This is a genomic window from Exiguobacterium sp. s43, assembly GCF_018617255.1.
In the GTDB taxonomy this organism is placed as follows: Bacteria; Bacillota; Bacilli; order Exiguobacteriales; family Exiguobacteriaceae; genus Exiguobacterium; species Exiguobacterium profundum.
In genome coordinates, this window is record NZ_JACSJT010000001.1 from 1,740,766 (window position 1) to 1,757,683 (window position 16,918).

The 16,918-nt window shown below is 44.8% G+C and carries 16 protein-coding genes and 1 other annotated feature; of the genes, 4 read left to right on the top strand and 12 right to left on the bottom strand.

Going from position 1 to position 16,918, the window contains the following annotated elements; genetic code table 11:
- Positions 1–14: 14 nt before the first annotated feature.
- Positions 15–1,070 (bottom strand): competence protein CoiA, encoded by a 1,056-nt coding sequence (locus KNO79_RS08955; protein ID WP_214691110.1) that lies wholly within the window; start codon positions 1,068–1,070, stop codon positions 15–17.
- 12 nt (positions 1,071–1,082) lie between these two features.
- Entirely contained in the window at positions 1,083–2,594 is a 1,512-nt protein-coding gene (cls, locus tag KNO79_RS08960) for a cardiolipin synthase (protein WP_214691111.1), read from the bottom strand.
- 83 nt (positions 2,595–2,677) lie between these two features.
- Here cls and KNO79_RS08965 point away from each other — a divergent pair, with 83 nt between their 5' ends.
- On the top strand, positions 2,678–3,403 hold the full coding sequence (locus tag KNO79_RS08965) for an SDR family NAD(P)-dependent oxidoreductase (RefSeq protein WP_214691112.1): 726 nt from the start codon (positions 2,678–2,680) through the stop codon (positions 3,401–3,403).
- 38 nt (positions 3,404–3,441) lie between these two features.
- On the opposite strand, the gene KNO79_RS08970 is transcribed toward KNO79_RS08965, so the two are convergent.
- The 4 genes from KNO79_RS08970 to KNO79_RS08985 form a co-directional block, all read right to left on the bottom strand.
- Positions 3,442–4,674, bottom strand: a complete 1,233-nt coding sequence (locus KNO79_RS08970) for a DUF2254 domain-containing protein (protein WP_214691113.1) — start codon at positions 4,672–4,674, stop codon at positions 3,442–3,444.
- A 63-nt stretch (positions 4,675–4,737) separates the two neighbouring features.
- Positions 4,738–5,394 (bottom strand): adaptor protein MecA, encoded by a 657-nt coding sequence (mecA, locus tag KNO79_RS08975; RefSeq protein ID WP_015881218.1) that lies wholly within the window; start codon positions 5,392–5,394, stop codon positions 4,738–4,740.
- Between the two features lie 171 nt (positions 5,395–5,565).
- The gene (gene spxA / locus KNO79_RS08980; RefSeq protein WP_015881217.1) at positions 5,566–5,964 is read right to left on the bottom strand and encodes a transcriptional regulator SpxA; all 399 of its coding nucleotides are present in this window, start codon (positions 5,962–5,964) and stop codon (positions 5,566–5,568) included.
- A gap of 177 nt (positions 5,965–6,141) precedes the next feature.
- Positions 6,142–6,279 (bottom strand): hypothetical protein, encoded by a 138-nt coding sequence (locus KNO79_RS08985; protein ID WP_015881216.1) that lies wholly within the window; start codon positions 6,277–6,279, stop codon positions 6,142–6,144.
- A gap of 222 nt (positions 6,280–6,501) precedes the next feature.
- Between KNO79_RS08985 and KNO79_RS08990 the strand changes: the two genes are divergently transcribed.
- Positions 6,502–7,035, top strand: coding sequence for an HD domain-containing protein (locus tag KNO79_RS08990; RefSeq protein ID WP_074037421.1), 534 nt, complete (start codon positions 6,502–6,504; stop codon positions 7,033–7,035).
- 76 nt (positions 7,036–7,111) lie between these two features.
- Here the strand turns inward: KNO79_RS08990 and KNO79_RS08995 are convergent, their stop codons facing one another.
- The 5 genes from KNO79_RS08995 to KNO79_RS09015 all read right to left on the bottom strand — a co-directional run bounded on the left by KNO79_RS08995 (position 7,112) and on the right by KNO79_RS09015 (position 13,036).
- On the bottom strand, positions 7,112–8,062 hold the full coding sequence (locus tag KNO79_RS08995; protein ID WP_074037423.1) for an ABC transporter ATP-binding protein: 951 nt from the start codon (positions 8,060–8,062) through the stop codon (positions 7,112–7,114).
- Positions 8,062–9,135: an ABC transporter ATP-binding protein gene (locus tag KNO79_RS09000; protein ID WP_015881213.1), complete on the bottom strand. Its 1,074-nt coding sequence runs from the start codon at positions 9,133–9,135 to the stop codon at positions 8,062–8,064. The genes KNO79_RS08995 and KNO79_RS09000 overlap by 1 nt, the downstream gene beginning before the upstream one ends.
- A gap of 23 nt (positions 9,136–9,158) precedes the next feature.
- Positions 9,159–10,184, bottom strand: a complete 1,026-nt coding sequence (opp3C, locus tag KNO79_RS09005) for an oligopeptide ABC transporter permease (protein WP_074037425.1) — start codon at positions 10,182–10,184, stop codon at positions 9,159–9,161.
- Positions 10,184–11,110, bottom strand: coding sequence for an oligopeptide ABC transporter permease (gene opp3b / locus KNO79_RS09010; RefSeq protein WP_074037427.1), 927 nt, complete (start codon positions 11,108–11,110; stop codon positions 10,184–10,186). Before opp3b ends, opp3C begins: the two co-directional genes overlap by 1 nt.
- 306 nt (positions 11,111–11,416) lie before the next feature.
- On the bottom strand, positions 11,417–13,036 hold the full coding sequence (locus tag KNO79_RS09015; protein WP_074037428.1) for a peptide ABC transporter substrate-binding protein: 1,620 nt from the start codon (positions 13,034–13,036) through the stop codon (positions 11,417–11,419).
- Positions 13,037–13,305: 269 nt separating this feature from the next.
- On the opposite strand from KNO79_RS09015, the gene KNO79_RS09020 reads away from it, so the two are divergent.
- Both KNO79_RS09020 and trpS read left to right on the top strand, forming a co-directional pair.
- A complete protein-coding gene (locus tag KNO79_RS09020) occupies positions 13,306–13,674 on the top strand; it encodes a DUF3899 domain-containing protein (protein ID WP_159562017.1) in 369 nt (122 codons plus the stop codon).
- Positions 13,675–13,716: 42 nt separating this feature from the next.
- Positions 13,717–13,925: a binding site (T-box leader), on the top strand.
- A 50-nt stretch (positions 13,926–13,975) separates the two neighbouring features.
- Positions 13,976–14,977, top strand: coding sequence for a tryptophan--tRNA ligase (gene trpS / locus KNO79_RS09025; RefSeq protein ID WP_074037431.1), 1,002 nt, complete (start codon positions 13,976–13,978; stop codon positions 14,975–14,977).
- 103 nt (positions 14,978–15,080) lie between these two features.
- Here the strand turns inward: trpS and KNO79_RS09030 are convergent, their stop codons facing one another.
- On the bottom strand, positions 15,081–16,739 hold the full coding sequence (locus KNO79_RS09030) for a peptide ABC transporter substrate-binding protein (RefSeq protein WP_214691114.1): 1,659 nt from the start codon (positions 16,737–16,739) through the stop codon (positions 15,081–15,083).
- Between the last annotated feature and the right edge of the window lie 179 nt (positions 16,740–16,918).

Consider the following 16,918-nt stretch of genomic DNA (forward strand, 5'->3'; position numbering starts at 1 on the left):
TTCCTTTTCGATGATTAAGTCGATTGTAAAATCAATCGCTGAAGTCCTTGAAACAAACGTGTATCGTGATGTCTGGCCTCCTCGTAATACTTTGGATGCGGCCATGACCTGACATCACAGGATAGACGACTCGCATTCAAGAGTTGTTTCCATTGTACATGAAATGACTGGGAAAAGTCGCTTGTCGGTGTCACTCCAAATTGTCGACATGTTTTTTGAATACTCCATTCCACGGAATCGCGCGGTGACTCGTATCGATTCAAATAATGCACGGTCTGAAAATCAATCGGATGTACACGGATTCCCCAAAGCGATGAAAGCGGAAGGTAACAGGCGGTCGGTAATAATCCGGGTAACAGACCAAGTGGATAGAGCCGATTCAATATGAGCCGTCGATTTAGCGGAGACGGATAAATCGGCAACATGCGTTTACGACGAATCATCTCTATCCATTCAAAAGCATCGAACCGATAATAGGCTTCGTACGGTGACGTGTTCACTGAAGATGAGATTTCCCAGTTTCCGATTCCATACTTGATCGAAATCGGAAATCCTTTGAAGCGTAACAATCTCCCATTTTTCACAGTCAATAACCGATGTCGCTGAAAAAGTTCTAGACGCATCCATGGTTGAAACGATTGATTGCTTCTCAAATCGAGACCGCTCGCAATCCAAACCACATCAAACCCCGCTCGTCGATAATCATTCGTTCGTTCGGCGTATTCTCCAGGTTGTAAAGGAGACGCCTGAATTTCGAACACGGTGTGCTGCCCGTCCATGTTCGTGAGGATGTCAGCCCGACGATTCTTAATCGTCACTTCTTGCTCGACAGGATAGCCATTCTCTTGAAGCCACTGGCATATTGCCCATTTATCCTGATGATGCATGACCGATTCAGCTCTCCCACAGGTGTGGATATGCGCAAAATGCAGCCGTTTCTTCACACCTTGCTTCACAATCAACATTTCTTGACAAGTCGGGCATCGAAAAGGAGCAAGTTGCTCTGCTTGCATCCGATTTAATGTAAAGGAATCAACGATATCCCCTTCCCGATCGATTGCAAACCGCATCTTGCTCCCTCCTCATAGCAGTGGTGAAAACATTCTGGCTAATGATTCAACGAGTTTGATAAAGAATGACCGTTTCGCGAACTCTTCTAATACGAGTTCGTGTGACCCTTCGAAATCATCATATAAGTCTTGTTTCAGTTGATGGACTGAGTTCGTGTTATAGAGGAGCGCATTGACCTCGAAGTTCAAATGAAAGCTCCGAAAATCCATGTTCGCCGTCCCAATCGTGGCTAATCCATCATCCACCACGATGACTTTTGAATGCATGAATCCCTTCTCATATAGATAGATCTTTACACCGGCGAGTAACAGTTCTTCATAATAGGACCGACTCGCGTAGAAAACGATTTTATGGTCGGGATAACTCGGTAAGACGATGCGGACATCAATTCCTGATAATGATGCCGTCTTTAAGGCACTCATAATGTCTTCATCCGGAATCAAGTAAGGTGACGAAATGTAGACAGATTTTTTTGCAGCATTGATGAGTGAAAAGTAAATGGATTTCATCGTCTCATAAGGTTCATCCGGTCCACTCGCAACGATTTGAACCCCTCCGCTCGCACTTCTTACCGTCTCAAGCGGCTCTAGATAGAAAGGTGTGAATAGGCGTTCCCCGGTCATGTAATACCAATCTTGCAAGAAAATCAGTTGCAGTTCAGATACCCCTTCTCCTCTGACATACAGATGAGTGTCGCGCCAAAATCCGAACTTAGAGTGCTCACCCAAGTACTCATCCCCTACATTCAAGCCACCTGTGAATGCCTCGGTACCATCGATGACCACGATTTTTCGGTGGTTTCGATAGTTCGTCTTACTCGAAACGAGTGGCAATACAACTGGAAAGAATGCCTGGACTTGGACACCGGCTTGCTTCATCTCTTCAAAGAACGTGCCACTCGTATGAATGGACCCGACCGCATCGTACAAAAACCGGACTTCGACCCCCGCCTTCGCCTTTTCAATCAAGATTCGCTGTATTTCCCGAGAAATACGATCTTCCCGAAAAATATAATACTCTAGATGTATGTGTCGGGACGCTCCTTTCAGAGCCGGCAATAACTTCGAGAATTTTTCACGGCCGTTCGTCAAGATTTGGGTATACGTATTCGATGAAACAGGTAATTGGTTCAACGAAGAAGTAAGATGCATCAGCTTCTCATAATCGTCGTGGACGAACATAAGAGACGGCGACAACGTCATCGCTTTCTGACGATAGGCCAAGTATGTCTCTTCATCAAGCATCGCTTTTTCTTTGAACATACGTTTACGTCGATAGTTCTGGCCGAATACAAAGTATGCAAATAATCCGATGACTGGAAAACCAATCATGACGATTGCCCAAATGAGCGTACGTTGTGGATTTCGATTTTCAAGTAAGATGACGAGTAATATACTGAACGTTGTCAAAAAGACGAGAATCGAGAACAATCCAATTACTTGTGAGCTCCAGTAATACGATAATATCGCAATGAGTCCTGCGAGCAAAATGAGGGAAAAGAGTACTTGTATGCGTCGCAACATATTATAAGCTGACCTCGTTTCTGTCATGTATTATCATTAATTATACATCGTAACGTCATCTTTTTGAGGGGAGCGAATGAATTATGAGGACTTTTCTGATCACAGGTGCGACAAGCGGGATTGGTCGCGCCGTCGCTTTACAGTTGACTGCTAAGGGGCACCGAGTCATCGGGATCGGTCGGGATGAAACAAGAGGCACCTCTCTCGAGTCTGATTCAAATGGACAAGCCACATTCATTCGATGTGACCTTGCTTCGACAGAGGACATCGACCATCTTTTCTCTCAGTTGAAAGAGCAAGGTGTGACCTTGAACGGATTATTTAATAACGCCGCTACTTTTGGTAGACCGGGCACACCTGAACGTTTGACACATGAGTCGTATAACGAGGTATTCGATGTCAACTTGTATGCGCTGAACACCGTCACACAACGTGCCATTCCCCTATTTGACCAAGGAGCGAGTGTCGTCAACAATGCCGCCATCGTTGGGCACGTCAAGTTTCCACCGATGCTCGCGCACTATGCCGCTTCAAAGGCGGCCGTAATAGCCTTAACTAAAACGTTCGCACACCGAATGAAAGGAAAAGTAAGATTCAATGCCGTTTGTTTTGGACCGATTGACACACCGCTCAGTCACAAGCTATATGGGGGTGAAGCAAAGTTCAAAGAGGCGATGACCCACCATTTCCGGGGATATGCCGCACATCCTGAGGAAGTGGCGCCGGTCGTAGAATTTTTATTGACTGATGCTTCAACTTACATTAACGGCCAAGCCATCACAGTCGATGGCGGATATACATTGTCTTGAACAGAGACCACCTCTTCTTTAGAACAGGTGGTCTCTACTCATGTCGTCATCTTTTTAGCCCGATTCATCTTATTGCGCAAATAGTTCTGTTCTTTCGCATGAAGACGATCCCAATCAATCACATCCGCAAAATATTGAATCATGTCCTCAAATGTCGAATCGAGTGTTTCATGTGCTTGGAGGCGCGCCATTCGAATCGCCTCGAACACGGACCCCATCACAAAGATATCTCGGCTCGCATAAGTCTGCATCGGCGATAGCGATTCAAATAGAATCGTCTCAAGCGTTTTTCGTTTCACATGCCAGTCAGACTTCCCGTTCGAATACAAAAAATCACCATCTGGTAATTCACAAAGTTCTCTTAAAATATCCCCGATGTAATGAATCGCATGAATTGCCGTGTTCGGATCATTGATTCCTGGAGAGATTCCTCTTAGCGCAATCTCACTCAATTTTTCAACCGCAAATGACGGGTCTTGCATCGAAGAACGAACTTCGCCAATCTCAAACAACTCGATGTCCGGCACATCCTCACCCTTCCAGAATCCGAGTAAATCACCTTTAGCAACGAAATCCCCGACGGCTACGACGGACTCAAAGTCCGTTTCTTGATTTCCTTGCTTCTCTCTTAAAAACAATCGGATGTACCCTGTTCGCAGAGCTCGTACCGCTTGACCATCGAATGAATGGACGGATCGAGGCAGGACGAGATGAACCTCATCCGACTCAATCGCATCTTTTTGCTCGCTGATGACAGAGAGCGCTTCTTTATGTAACGCGGACAATAGACGTTCCGCCTGAATCGAAACACTGATCGTCTGGATGAACTTGACGAATGCCCAAATCGAACCAATAACTAAGAGCACACTGATCCCGGACGACAACACGACGCCTTCATCTGCCGTACGGACGAGGAATAAGTTCGAAATCCCATAAACCGTCGTCATGATGAAAAGACCGAGCGTATGCTTGGCCGACGAGTTCGTCAAAAAGTTATTGATCGTCCGGGGAGAGAACTGAGAAGAATATGTTGTCAATACGACCAGAATCGTGGAAAAACTGAACGTCATCATCGTCATCAGGCTCGTAAATGTCGAAGACAACACGGATGCCGCTGAGTCCAGATCTAAATAAATAAAGTCTGGTAATAAATCACGAAAAAAATCCCCAAACACTTGGGTTAATGCCGTTAATACGATGCCACCCATTCCGTATAAAAATGGGACAAACCATGCACTGTCATCAAGTAGTAATCGAATTCGTCTCACCATACCAACACCTCTTTACCGTCGATTTGAAAAAATCGCCTGTCCAACTGAACAGGCGATGTACCATTAAAAATAGTGACGCACTTTCGCAAAGACGTCGCCATCGAGAATGAGTTTCCCATACTCTTCTAGCATCGGTTGCGTCTGTGTACTGAATGTTAAATACTCTGCTAAAAGACTGAGTGCATTCTCTTCGTCTTCCGGTTCCATTTCATCCGGGAAATCAATCCACAAGTAGTAACGGTCTTGATAGTGGTATAGTTTCAAATCAAGATCGCTGAACATGTCTCCTGTACGTTTACTCAGCGAAATGATTGCCTCGAAATCATTTGTTTCCATCGCGAGTGGTGCCCAAGCATCTGCCTCGGCTTCAAGTTCATCCAACTCACTCAATTGGTCGAGTACCGATTGTTGATCCCGTGCCTCATCGATTGCTGATCGAAGAAGCGAACCGAGTTCAGAATCGTCTTCCGTGTCCATTACATTTTTCGCGATTGTCACAGTCACTTCTAGACCTTTTTCAAAAGCTTGTACTTGAATCCATAGTGGACCATCAAACGAGATGTCTTCACGTTCGTGAGCCTCGTCCATCATTTGCCAGAACAGCTGCTCGCCTCGTTCTCGATTGTACCAAATTTCATCACGAGCAAAACCACGTTTCTCGATATCCACGTATGTGATGAAAAATTTGACGGTATTATCATTGATGCGCTCAATTTTCACGATTGTCCACTCCCTTCTCATCTCGCTCCCAATTCACATAAGGAGGAGAGGGGAAATTGTCTTTTTATCTTTGTACCCTTTTTAACATCGTTCAATCTAGATGAAGGGTTATAACTTTATTTTATAGGAAATAATCGATAATAAAAAGCACACTGCTTAAACAGTATGCTCTCATTCATTCACAAGTCGCTGGGCTTCCTGTAATTGGAACGTCCGAACTTTACGTGGCAAGAATCGACGAATCTCATCTTCGTTATATCCGACCTGTAAACGTTTCTCATCAATCAGAATCGGACGACGTAAAAGACCTGGATATTCTTGAATCAAATCGTAAAGCTGTTGAAGAGATAACGCATCAACAGACACATCGATTTTAGAAAAGACTTTCGAGCGAGTCGAAATGATTTCATCCGTCCCGTCTTCTGTCATACGTAAAATTTGTTTAATCTCATTCAATGAGAGCGGTTCTGAAAATATGTTTCGTTCTGTAAACGGGATATCATGTTCTTCGAGCCAAGCCCGTGCCTTTCGGCAAGATGTACAGCTTGGAGACGTATAAAGTGTGACCATTTTTCTTCCTCCCTGATCGAGTATGCGTCCATCTTTTTAAGTGACTCTATTTGTATACCCAAATTCGCATCCACTTAATTATAGTAATTCTTATTTATCAAAACTTCAATGATATTCTTTATCAATCAGATATGAAAAGAGGGCGCATTCGTTGAATGCGACCTTGAACGACCTAACTTAAGACGCAGGGATTCGAGAAACCGGTTGAGACACCGTCTCTTTCCCTGGCTTGACTTGTAAGTCTTTCAGCTTTTTCTTCAATACTTCTTTCAAAAGTCTCTTTTTCTCTCGCAGAACTTTGTCACGTTCTTTCATGGCCTCTCACCCCCATACAGCGTAAGGAACCGACCGAGCATTACCGATTCTGAAAATCTTGAAGTTGCACTATATCTACATTTAAATTATAGCACACTCGTTTGTGAAATGTGAATCATTCTTACACGTTCATCTCAAATTTACACAGATATCATTTGCAATGAATTGAAGAAACCTGTATATTTTATAGAAATAACCTTTTTATTTTAAAGGAGGAGAGCGATGATGAGAATCACTTTAGAAACGATTATGAAACATCCGGTTACCCAAAAATATTTAACTCGATCTGGCTTAAAACATGCGGTCGACGTCTGTGAACGCGCTCTCGAAATGGCAACGAAACGTGGTCTTGATACAGATTTGGCGACGAAAGCTGCGCTTCTTCATGATATCGGACACTATGAATGGTATACAGAAGGTAAATGGAATTATGATTTGTATCGTCAGAACGATATCCATGCGATTAAGGGGGCCGAACGTGCCCACAAATTATTGATTCGTTTAGGGGAAGATCCAGCCCGAGCAAAAGAGATTTCTGTCATGATTCTCTTGCACACGGATTCCTACCTACCACCGAGTCGTATTCAACGAACTCCACTTCAACAGCTCGTCCATGACGCGGACACGTATGTGGAGCAGCCAGGCGGTCTTCATCATTACGAGACAATGGAAATTGAAGATGCGTTAGCTCGCGTCCGTCTAATCGACGCCATCGTGGAACGTCTTTCTAATTTACCACGCATCTCGAACGGATAATCAGTCACCTACTTTAATAGGTGATTTTTTTGTGCAAAAAAATCCTGACTCAATAAATGAGTCAGGATTGATTTCGTTATACGAGTTGCGCTTTATACGCTTCGTACTCTTCGTCTGTGAGCGAGACATAGTGCCCCGGCTCAACTTCGCGAAGTGGCGGGATACTTGAATCTTCATCTGAACGTCCGACTGGACCTTTCGATGTCGATTCATATACGATCCGTTTACGTGTACGCTCATGCTCTGGGTCTGGAAGCGGAATCGCTGAAAGGAGCGATTTCGTATAGGCATGAATTGGGTTCTCATAAAGGCGATCTGCTGTTGCAAGCTCTACGAGGTGACCTTGATACATAACACCGATACGGTCAGAGATGTATTTAACCATCGATAAATCGTGAGCGATGAACAAATACGTCAAATCGCGATCGCGTTGCAATTCTTTCATCAAATTGACGACCTGCGCTTGAATCGAAACGTCAAGTGCAGAAATCGGCTCATCGGCGATGATGAAGTCCGGTTCAACCGCAAGAGCACGGGCAATCCCGATACGCTGACGCTGACCACCTGAGAATTCATGTGGATAACGGCTCGCGTGCTCTTTCGTCAAACCAACTGTTTCAAGAAGGTCATATACGCGGTTCATGCGGTCTTCTTTCGTCTTCGCAAGACCGTGAATATCGATTCCTTCTGCGATGATATCGGCGACTGTCATACGCGGATTGAGCGAAGCGTATGGATCTTGGAAAATCATTTGCATCGCACGGTTGAATTTCAACTTGTCTGCCTTCGATTTTTTTTCGTGGACGTTTTCGCCTTTGAACACGACATCGCCATCCGTCGCGTCGTAGAGACCGATAATCGTACGTCCTGTCGTTGACTTCCCACAACCAGACTCACCTACGAGTCCAAGCACTTCACCTTTGTAAATATCAAATGAAATCCCGTCGACCGCTTTGACAACGCGGCCACGACCAATTTTAAAGTGCTGCTTCAGGTTTTTTACCTCGAGTAATTTCTCGCGTTCCATTATTCAGCACCACCTTTCGTAAACGATTTTGCGAACGCACTGTCTGGACGATATTTGAGAGCGAGTTCACGAATCGCGCGTGGCGGGTTCACCGCTGGCGCTTGCGGATGTAACAACCAACTCGAAGCGAAGTGTGTATCACTTACTTGGAACATCGGTGGCTCTTTCTCAAAATCAATCTTCATCGCGTATGGATTACGCGGTGCGAATGCATCCCCTTTTGGAGGATCGAGCAAGTTTGGAGGCGTACCCGGGATTGCCGGTAACGCTTCATTGCGGTCATCTGTCGGACGCGGCATCGAACCGAGAAGTCCCCATGTGTATGGGTGACGTGGCTCATAGAAAATCTCATCAACCGTTCCTTTTTCAACGAGACGTCCCGCATACATAACAGCAACACGGTCAGCCATGTTCGCAACAACGCCAAGGTCGTGCGTGATGAAGATAATCGCTGTGCCGGTCTTTTGCTGAATGTCTTTTAACAATTCAAGAATCTGCGCTTGAATCGTTACGTCGAGTGCTGTTGTCGGTTCATCGGCAATCAACACTTTTGGGTTACATGCGAGTGCGATCGCAATAACGATCCGTTGTCGCATCCCACCAGAAAGTTGGTGTGGATACTGTTTCAAGCGCGCTTCAGGGTTTGGAATCCCTACAAGTGTCAACAGTTCGAGCGTACGTTTCTTCGCATCCTCGCCCGTTAACCCTTGGTGCTGTTTCAACCCTTCTGCGATTTGCTTGTAAATTGTCATCGTCGGGTTGAGCGATGTCATCGGGTCTTGGAAAATCATTGCGATGTCGCGACCACGAATTTTAAGCATTTCTTTTTCCGAAAGTTTCGCCAAGTCTTTTCCTTCGAACATGATTTCTCCGTTCGTGATTTCACCTGGAGGGTTCGGAATGAGACGCATAATTGCCTTCGAAGTAACGGATTTACCCGAACCCGATTCTCCTACGATGGCGAGCGTCTCGCCTTTTTTCAAATCAAACGAAACACCACGAACAGCCTGAACTGTTCCTGCATATGTGTGGAACGAGACCTCTAAGTCTCGGACTGATAAAATCGTTTCCATGCACGAGTCCCCCTCTTTCTTTTTTATTTACGCATTTTCGGATCGAACGCATCACGCAAACCGTCAGCAAGCAAGTTGAAGCTGACCATAAGCAAGACGATGATGATAGACGGGATAATAAGAAGGAACGGGAAAGTTCGTAGTTCTTTGTATCCATCGTTGATCAACGTACCAAGTGATGCCTGTGGTGGTTGAAGCCCGATTCCGATAAAGCTGAGGAATGCCTCGAAGAAGATGGCAGATGGAATCGTGAACATGAGTGTGATGATAATGGCACCCAATGTGTTCGGAATTAAATGTTTGAAAATCAAGCGTCCACTTGAAGCACCGAGTGTACGAGCTGCCAAGACGAACTCTTGGTTTTTGAGTTTGAGAATCTGACCTCGAACGAGTCGACTCATCCCAATCCAACCGGTGATGGCCATGGCAAGGATGATGGTGAAGACACCTGGGTCAAAGATCAAGATGAACAAGATGATCAAAATCAAGTTAGGTACACCTGTCAAGATTTCAACAATACGTTGCATGATGTTATCCGTACGTCCACCGAAGTAAGCTGAAATACCACCGTATGCAACTCCAATGATTGTATCGATGATGGCTGCGACTAAACCGATAAAGAGGGAGATTCGTGTCCCTTCCCAAATCCGCGACCAAAGATCACGACCGAGATAATCGGTACCAAACCAGAAGTTTTCTTCTACATTCTTCTGTTCGTAGAAGTCGATTTCACGACCTCCAAGTGTTGCCAACCCATCAAATCCAGCCCATTCAAGTCCAGTGACTTTAGGCGGTAGTTTTGCTTGCGAGATGTTCTGTTCGTATGCATCTCGGCTTGAGAGCATCGGTCCAAACAAAGCGAGTGCGACGAGAATTAAAATAATCGAGAGCGAGATGATAGCCGCCTTGTTTTTCTTTAGGCGCATCCATGCATCTTGCCAAAAGTTCAAACTTTTTCCGGCAATCCGCTCACCAAGCTGTTCATTCATTTCAACTGGTGTGAACATGTCTTGGTCGAACTGTTCGTAATTCTTTTTGTTTTCAATCATCAGTTATTCCCCCCAAGACGAATACGTGGGTCCACAACCCCATAGAGCAAGTCGACAAGTAAAATGATAATAATGAAGAGGGCCGAGAAGAAGAGTGTCGTGCCCATGATGACAGAGTAATCATTCAACGTGATTGACGTAACGAACAATTCTCCAAGACCAGGTACTGCGAAAATTTTCTCGATAACGAATGTACCCGTTAAAAGTCCAGCTGTCATCGGTCCAAGAATCGTGATCGCTGGGATCATCGCGTTACGTACCATGTGTTTCCATACGATGGCGTTACCCGTCAACCCTTTCGCTTTCGCGAGCGTGACATAGTCTTGTCCGGTTACTTCTAACATCTCGGTTCGGACGAAACGGGCAATTGCTGCCGTAACCCCGAGCGATAACGAGATGGTTGGTAAGATCGTATGAGCTGGAGATTCCCAGAATGCTACCGGAAGCAACTGTAATTTAACTCCAACATAGTACTGAAGGAGGGCTGCAAAGACGAATGATGGGACGGAAATCCCGATTACCGATACGAACATTGAACCATAGTCAATTGCCGTATTGTGACGAATCGCCGCAACAACACCCAACAATACACCTAATAGAGTTCCAAGTACTAATGCCTGAACCCCTAATTGTGCCGATGGACCAATTCGTTCCATAATCAACTCAGTTACTGGACGGTTAGCCGTACGGAACGATACGCCAAGGTCACCTTGTAGCATGTTTCCAATGTACGTCGCATAGCGGACCGGAAGCGGATCATTGAGTCCGTAGCGGTCATTCAACAATTGAATTTGTGATTCTGTCAGTTTTTCCTGGTTCTGATAAGGCGAACCTGGGAGCAGGTCCATCAGGAAGAACGTGAACGTGGCAATCAAGAAGAACGTGATGAGGCCGTAAGTCAGCCGTTGTAGGATATAACGTCCCATGAATAAAAACCCCCTGTTTTGTCTAATTCTTTCTACTACTTGCACCAACAGCTTCACTATGACATATGACCTATTTTTCAAATTCACAAAATGAAAGGAATTTTCTGAAAGAATAGCATATACGTCATCTCAAGGCTCTTAGTACAGCGACTGAAAATAAAGAAAATTCTTTTCAGAGATTATTCTGAATTTTCACTGTTACTACATTATACTTTACCAACAAAACATTTGAACAGTATTTTCTCATACTTCGCTAGAATTTTTTAGAAAATTGGGGACATGCGGTTAGCATGCCCCCTCCTTCCATTACTTAATATCAACGTATTTGTACTGGTAATCAGCACCAAATAATTGACGGTTGAAGTTCTCGACGTTTGGACGGATCAAGTATGCCACACCAGCTTGGTAGATAGGCATGATTGCTTGATCTTGTTCAATCAAGAGGGCTTCAGCTTCTTTGAACAAGTCGTAACGTGCATCGATGCTTGTTTCAGCAGATGCTTCATCAATCAACTTGTCATACTCAGATGACGAGTAGTTGATGTCGTTTTGTCCATTGTCTGAAGTGAAGATACCAAGGTTCGTAAGCGGATCTTGGTAGTCAGGTCCCCAAAGTGCGAATGACATTTGGTAGTCCCCTTTTGCTTCACGCTCAAGTTTGTTGTTGAAAGGTTGTTGTGCGATCTCAACCGTTACGTTCGGCAAGTTCGACTCGATTTGACCTTTCATGTACTCAGAGATTTGTTTCGATACTTCACTGTCGAACGAGAGGAGTTCGATTGTTGTTGCTTCTCCACCGGTTACTTCTTCCCAAAGTGAAGCAGCTTCTTCAGTGTTTGTTTTGAAGTATTCCACGCCCTCTGTATAATCCGTTCCGTCTTCATACTTGATGAAGTCTTTCGGGATGAATGACGTCGTTGCTACTGAACCGTTGTTCAAGAGCTGATCGATAATCCCTGATGGGTCGACTGCACGTGCGATTGCTTTACGTGCATTTACATCAGAGAAAAGTTCATCTTCATGGTTAAACTTGAAGTAACCAACTGCAGAACGAAGACCTGTGTTGTAATCTTCATCCTCTTGGAATGCTGCGACTTGTTCTGATGCGAGACCAGCATAGTCGACATCGCCCGCTTCATACAAGTTCACGACTGTAGATGTTTCTTTAACAACTTTCACATCAACTGAGTCGAGAGCAACATTTTCTGCATCCCAATATGATTCGTTTTTCGTTAAGACATAGCCTTGTTCACGATCCCATTTAGTCCATGTGAACGGTCCGTTATAAAGAAGGTTTTCAGGACCAGTCGTGAAGTCTTCACCTTTTTCTGTAGCGAATGCTTCGTTGATCGGAGTGAATGTACCGAACGAAGTAAGTGAAAGGAATGATGGGTCTGGACGCTCGAGTGTAACTTCGAGTGTCTTCTCATCGATTGCTTTTACGCCAAGCTCTTCTTTTGGTGTGTCACCAGTGTTGATTGCTTCAGCGTTTTTAACTGTGTTCATGATGTATGCGTACTGTGAGCCTGTTGCAGGATCAACAGCTCGTTGCCAAGCGTAAACAAAGTCGTTTGCTGTGACCGGTTCCCCGTTTGACCATTCAGCATCACGAAGTTTGAACGTGTAAACCGTTTCGTCTTCGTTTACTTCTGGTTCGCCTTCAGCAAGTGCCGGGACGGCATTTCCATCTTTATCAAGACGGTAAAGACCTTCCATTGTGTTGGCGATCAAGTTGAATGCGACCGCGTCTGTAGCAAGAGCCGGATCGGCTGTTGTGATATCTGACGTATCCGTCAAACGAAGAACTTTCTCTCCGTTTGAAGAAGAACCGCCGCCATCAGAGTCTCCGCCTGTCGAACAAGCTGCGAGAACTGAACCGAGTGCCAAGATGATTGTCATCATGAGCAAAATCGATTTTTTCTTCATTGCGATTTCCCCTTTCGTTTTAAAAAACTAGCCGATCGTCGAATAAACATCTTACTTTTTCTTTAATTTTCTGAATATTTCATAAAGTATTCGACGAAAGAACGTTAGGGCTATTGTAAGAAATTTTTAATATAACTGTCAACTATTGAATAAAACGCTCTCATTTGATTTAACATTCTTACTCGCTTTCTGCCCCACCTTCCTAGTATCATAGAAGAAACACGGAATGTTGATGCATTCCCTCTAACGCTCGAAAGGAGATTACATCGTTGAAAAAGTTTCGAAATATATTGATTGTTTGGGGGATTGTCACACTTTTCTATACGGTGTGGTCAATTTTTTCCTATTTCCGAACTGAGTCCTTCACGTTTCATTTGAGTGGCGGCTTGTTCGTTTCAGGTATTCTGATATTTGCCATCGGGATGTTCTCCCATATGAGTGCAACAGGTCTATTTGACGGAATCATGTACGGATTTAAGCGTAATCGACGTGCAAAGTTGAAGGAAATTGACGCGGACTATGAAGAAGATGAGGAAGAAGAACCGGAAGATCGACAACTTCGTAAACAATCGGCTTGGAACTGGGTGTATGTCGGAGTTGGAAGTATCGCTCTCTCATTTCTCGTCGCTTTGATTTAATCTTTTCGTCACTTGAATCCTGTGCTAAACTAAATGCAGAATAAGAACACTTGGATGAAGACAAGTAATTCAATTCCCCTTTTCCTCAGAGAGTCTACGGTGCTGTGAGTAGATGAAAAGTTATTGAATGAATGGACTTCGGAGTGGCTCGCCTGAACAAAAAGTATGGCGAGACGGTTCACGCCCGTTAACGCGTTCAAGTGGCATAGTATATGCAAATTTGGGTGGCACCGCGGTTATTCGTCCCGATTTATTCGGGAGGACGACTGCGGTTTTTTATATTTTTCGGAGGTGTATTCACATGGCAACGATTTTTTCAGGAATCAAACCGACCGGCGTCGTGACGCTCGGGAACTACCTTGGCGCGATGAAACAATTCGTCGACCTACAAGACGACAACAATGCCTATTATTGTATCGTCGATTTACATTCAATTACTGTTCAACTCGACCGTGTCGAGCTCATGAACAACACGCGAAAATTAGCAGCACTTTATCTCGCATCCGGTCTCGACCCGGAGAAAGCGACGATTTTCGTACAGTCTGAAGTAAAAGCACACGCTCAACTCGGTTGGATGTTAACTTGTATCGCCGGCATGGGTGAGCTCGGTCGTATGACGCAGTATAAAGACAAGTCGCAAGGCAGCGAGAATGTAGGCGCAGGGTTGTTCGTCTACCCGACGCTCATGGCTTCTGATATTTTGTTATACAATACGGAACTCGTTCCAGTCGGAGACGACCAAAAGCAACACATCGAACTGACTCGTGACTTGGCGGAACGCTTTAACAAACGTTATTACGAGACATTCACGATGCCGGAACCACTCATTCAAAAAGAAGGCGCTCGGATCATGTCTCTCACGAATCCCGTGAAGAAGATGTCTAAATCGGATACGAATGCCAAAGGATATATCTCGATGCTCGATGAGCCGAATGTCATTCGCAAGAAAATCAAGAGTGCCGTCACAGATTCGAGTGGTGTCATCTCATTCGATCGGGAGAACAAACCAGGGATTTCAAACTTGTTGGAAATTTATTCACTCTCTACCGGCACTTCAATTGATGACCTCGTCAAGCAATATGAGAATTCGAACTACGGAACATTTAAACAGGATGTGGCAGAAGCGGTCGTTGCCCTGCTTGAACCAATTCAAACGCGTTATCACGAGTTGATTGATTCACCAGAACTCGATGAAATCCTTGATGCCGGTCGCGTGAAGGCTGAAGCCGTCGCGAACAAGAATCTCGCAAAAATCGAGAAAGCGATGGGTCTCAGTCGCAAGCGTGCCAAAGTGAAAAAATAAATGATGTTAAAAAGAACGCTCAGCTGAGCGTTCTTTTTTGTATCAAATATCTACATAAAAAGAGAGACAGGCGTCCCTGTCTCTCTTCGTAAAGATGATTTGATTATTCTTTTCCTTCGATTGAAGCCCACTTGTAAGAGTAGTCCGCACCGAATGCGTGCTCAACGATATCCTTAACATATGGCTTCGTGAGGCGAGCCGATCCACGTTGGTAAACTGGCGAGATTGCGTTCTCTTCAAGAACGATTTTCTCTGCAGCTTGAAGGTCAGCCCAACGCTGTTCAGCATCTGTGCTTGATTTCGCAGATTCGATCAACTTATCGAATTCTTCATTCGACCACTTACCACGGTTGTATGGTCCGTCAGTGACGAAGAGGTCAACGAATGTCATTGGATCTTGGTAGTCAGGACCCCATCCAGCGAATGTGAACTCGAACTCACCTTTGTTCTCAAGGTCAAGTTTGTTGTTGAACGGTTGTTGTTTGATTGTAACCGTAATTCCTGGAAGGTTCTTCTCAAGCTCACCTTTGATGAACTCACCGATTTGCTTCGCAGACTCTGAGTCATAGTTGAGGAGCTCAAGTTCAACTTTGTCTGTTCCGAGCTCTTCAAGTCCAGCTTCCCAAAGTTCTTTCGCACGATCCACGTCATAGCCGCCGATGTCGCCGTTCGCTTCACGGAAGTCTTTGCCGTCAGGACCTGTTACGAAGTCTTTTGGTACGAGGTAGTTCGCAGGAATCGAACCGTTCGCAAGAAGCGTCTCTGAGATTGCTGCTTTATCGTATGCCGCGTCAATCGCGTTACGGATGTTTTGGTTATTTAATTCTTCAACAGCAGTGTTGAACTGGAGGTAGAAGAGTGTTGGTTCAACGACAGTTGAGAACTCTTCGCTGTCTTGATACTGGGCTACGAGCTCAGAAGTCAAGCCTGTGCGGTCAACGTCACCGTTTTCATACAAGTTAACACCTGTTGAAACTTCTTTAACGACTTTAACGTTGATTTCTTCAAGTTTAACTGTGTCAGCATCCCAATAGTCTTCGTTCTTGACCATCTTCCAGCCTTGCTCGCGCTCCCAGCTGTCGAGTTTGAACGGTCCGTTGTAGAGAGTCGTCTCTGCAGATGTACCGAAGTTCTCGCCTTGCTCTGTATCGAATGACTCGAGTTTTGGCATGAATACGCCGAAGCTAGTCAATCCGAGGAAGTAGTCAGCTGGTGCTGTCAATTTAACTTCAAGTGTTTGATCGTCGATTGCTTTAACGCCTACAGCATCGCGCTCGCCTTCACCTGTGTTGTACGCTTCTGCGCCTTCGATGATTGACATAACGTATGCATATTGTGATGCGTTATCTGGGTTGAGTACTTCTTTCCAAGCGTATTCGAAGTCATTCGCTGTGACAGGCTCCCCGTTTGACCAAGTCGCGCCTTCACGGATTTTGAACGTGTACGTTTTCCCGTCTTCTGAAACGTCGTGAGATTCAGCCATCCCCTCAGTCGGGTTGTCTTCTTCGTCCATGCGGTAGAGACCTTCGTTAACGTTGTTCAATACGTTGAACGATACAGCATCTGTTGCGAGTGTCGGGTTAAGTGAAGGAATATCTGAAGAATCGAGCAAGTTGAGGACTTGCGCTTCATCTGCAGAACCTTCCGAACCTGATCCGTTTGAAGACCCTGTGTCTTCATCCCCTGTCGAACATGCAGCTAGGAATGCACTTGATAGAAGTGTAACCGATGATGCTAAAGCAAAACCTTTTTTCTTATTCATTGCGATGACCCCCTGATTTTTTCGTTTTAACGAAGTGAATGATGGTAGAAAATTCAGTCATTTCTTCTGACAGTATTTGTTACCAAAATCCCGTTGATGCAATAATACAATATTCTGATAATTTTGCAAAGTGTTTATTTTGATTTTTCTAAAAAATTTTATCTATAGTCTAAAAGCCC

Excerpts from the sequence above, each read along its gene's own strand:
- KNO79_RS08955 (WP_214691110.1), bottom strand. The coding sequence starts at position 1,070 with ATGCGGTTTGCAATCGATCGGGAAGGGGATATCGTTGATTCCTTTACA.
- cls (WP_214691111.1), bottom strand. The coding sequence starts at position 2,594 with ATGTTGCGACGCATACAAGTACTCTTTTCCCTCATTTTGCTCGCAGGA.
- KNO79_RS08965 (WP_214691112.1), top strand. The coding sequence starts at position 2,678 with ATGAGGACTTTTCTGATCACAGGTGCGACAAGCGGGATTGGTCGCGCC.
- KNO79_RS08970 (WP_214691113.1), bottom strand. The coding sequence starts at position 4,674 with ATGGTGAGACGAATTCGATTACTACTTGATGACAGTGCATGGTTTGTC.
- spxA (WP_015881217.1), bottom strand. The coding sequence starts at position 5,964 with ATGGTCACACTTTATACGTCTCCAAGCTGTACATCTTGCCGAAAGGCA.
- KNO79_RS08985 (WP_015881216.1), bottom strand. The coding sequence starts at position 6,279 with ATGAAAGAACGTGACAAAGTTCTGCGAGAGAAAAAGAGACTTTTGAAA.
- KNO79_RS08990 (WP_074037421.1), top strand. The coding sequence starts at position 6,502 with ATGATGAGAATCACTTTAGAAACGATTATGAAACATCCGGTTACCCAA.
- KNO79_RS08995 (WP_074037423.1), bottom strand. The coding sequence starts at position 8,062 with ATGGAACGCGAGAAATTACTCGAGGTAAAAAACCTGAAGCAGCACTTT.
- KNO79_RS09000 (WP_015881213.1), bottom strand. The coding sequence starts at position 9,135 with ATGGAAACGATTTTATCAGTCCGAGACTTAGAGGTCTCGTTCCACACA.
- opp3C (WP_074037425.1), bottom strand. The coding sequence starts at position 10,184 with ATGATTGAAAACAAAAAGAATTACGAACAGTTCGACCAAGACATGTTC.
- opp3b (WP_074037427.1), bottom strand. The coding sequence starts at position 11,110 with ATGGGACGTTATATCCTACAACGGCTGACTTACGGCCTCATCACGTTC.
- KNO79_RS09015 (WP_074037428.1), bottom strand. The coding sequence starts at position 13,036 with ATGAAGAAAAAATCGATTTTGCTCATGATGACAATCATCTTGGCACTC.
- trpS (WP_074037431.1), top strand. The coding sequence starts at position 13,976 with ATGGCAACGATTTTTTCAGGAATCAAACCGACCGGCGTCGTGACGCTC.
- KNO79_RS09030 (WP_214691114.1), bottom strand. The coding sequence starts at position 16,739 with ATGAATAAGAAAAAAGGTTTTGCTTTAGCATCATCGGTTACACTTCTA.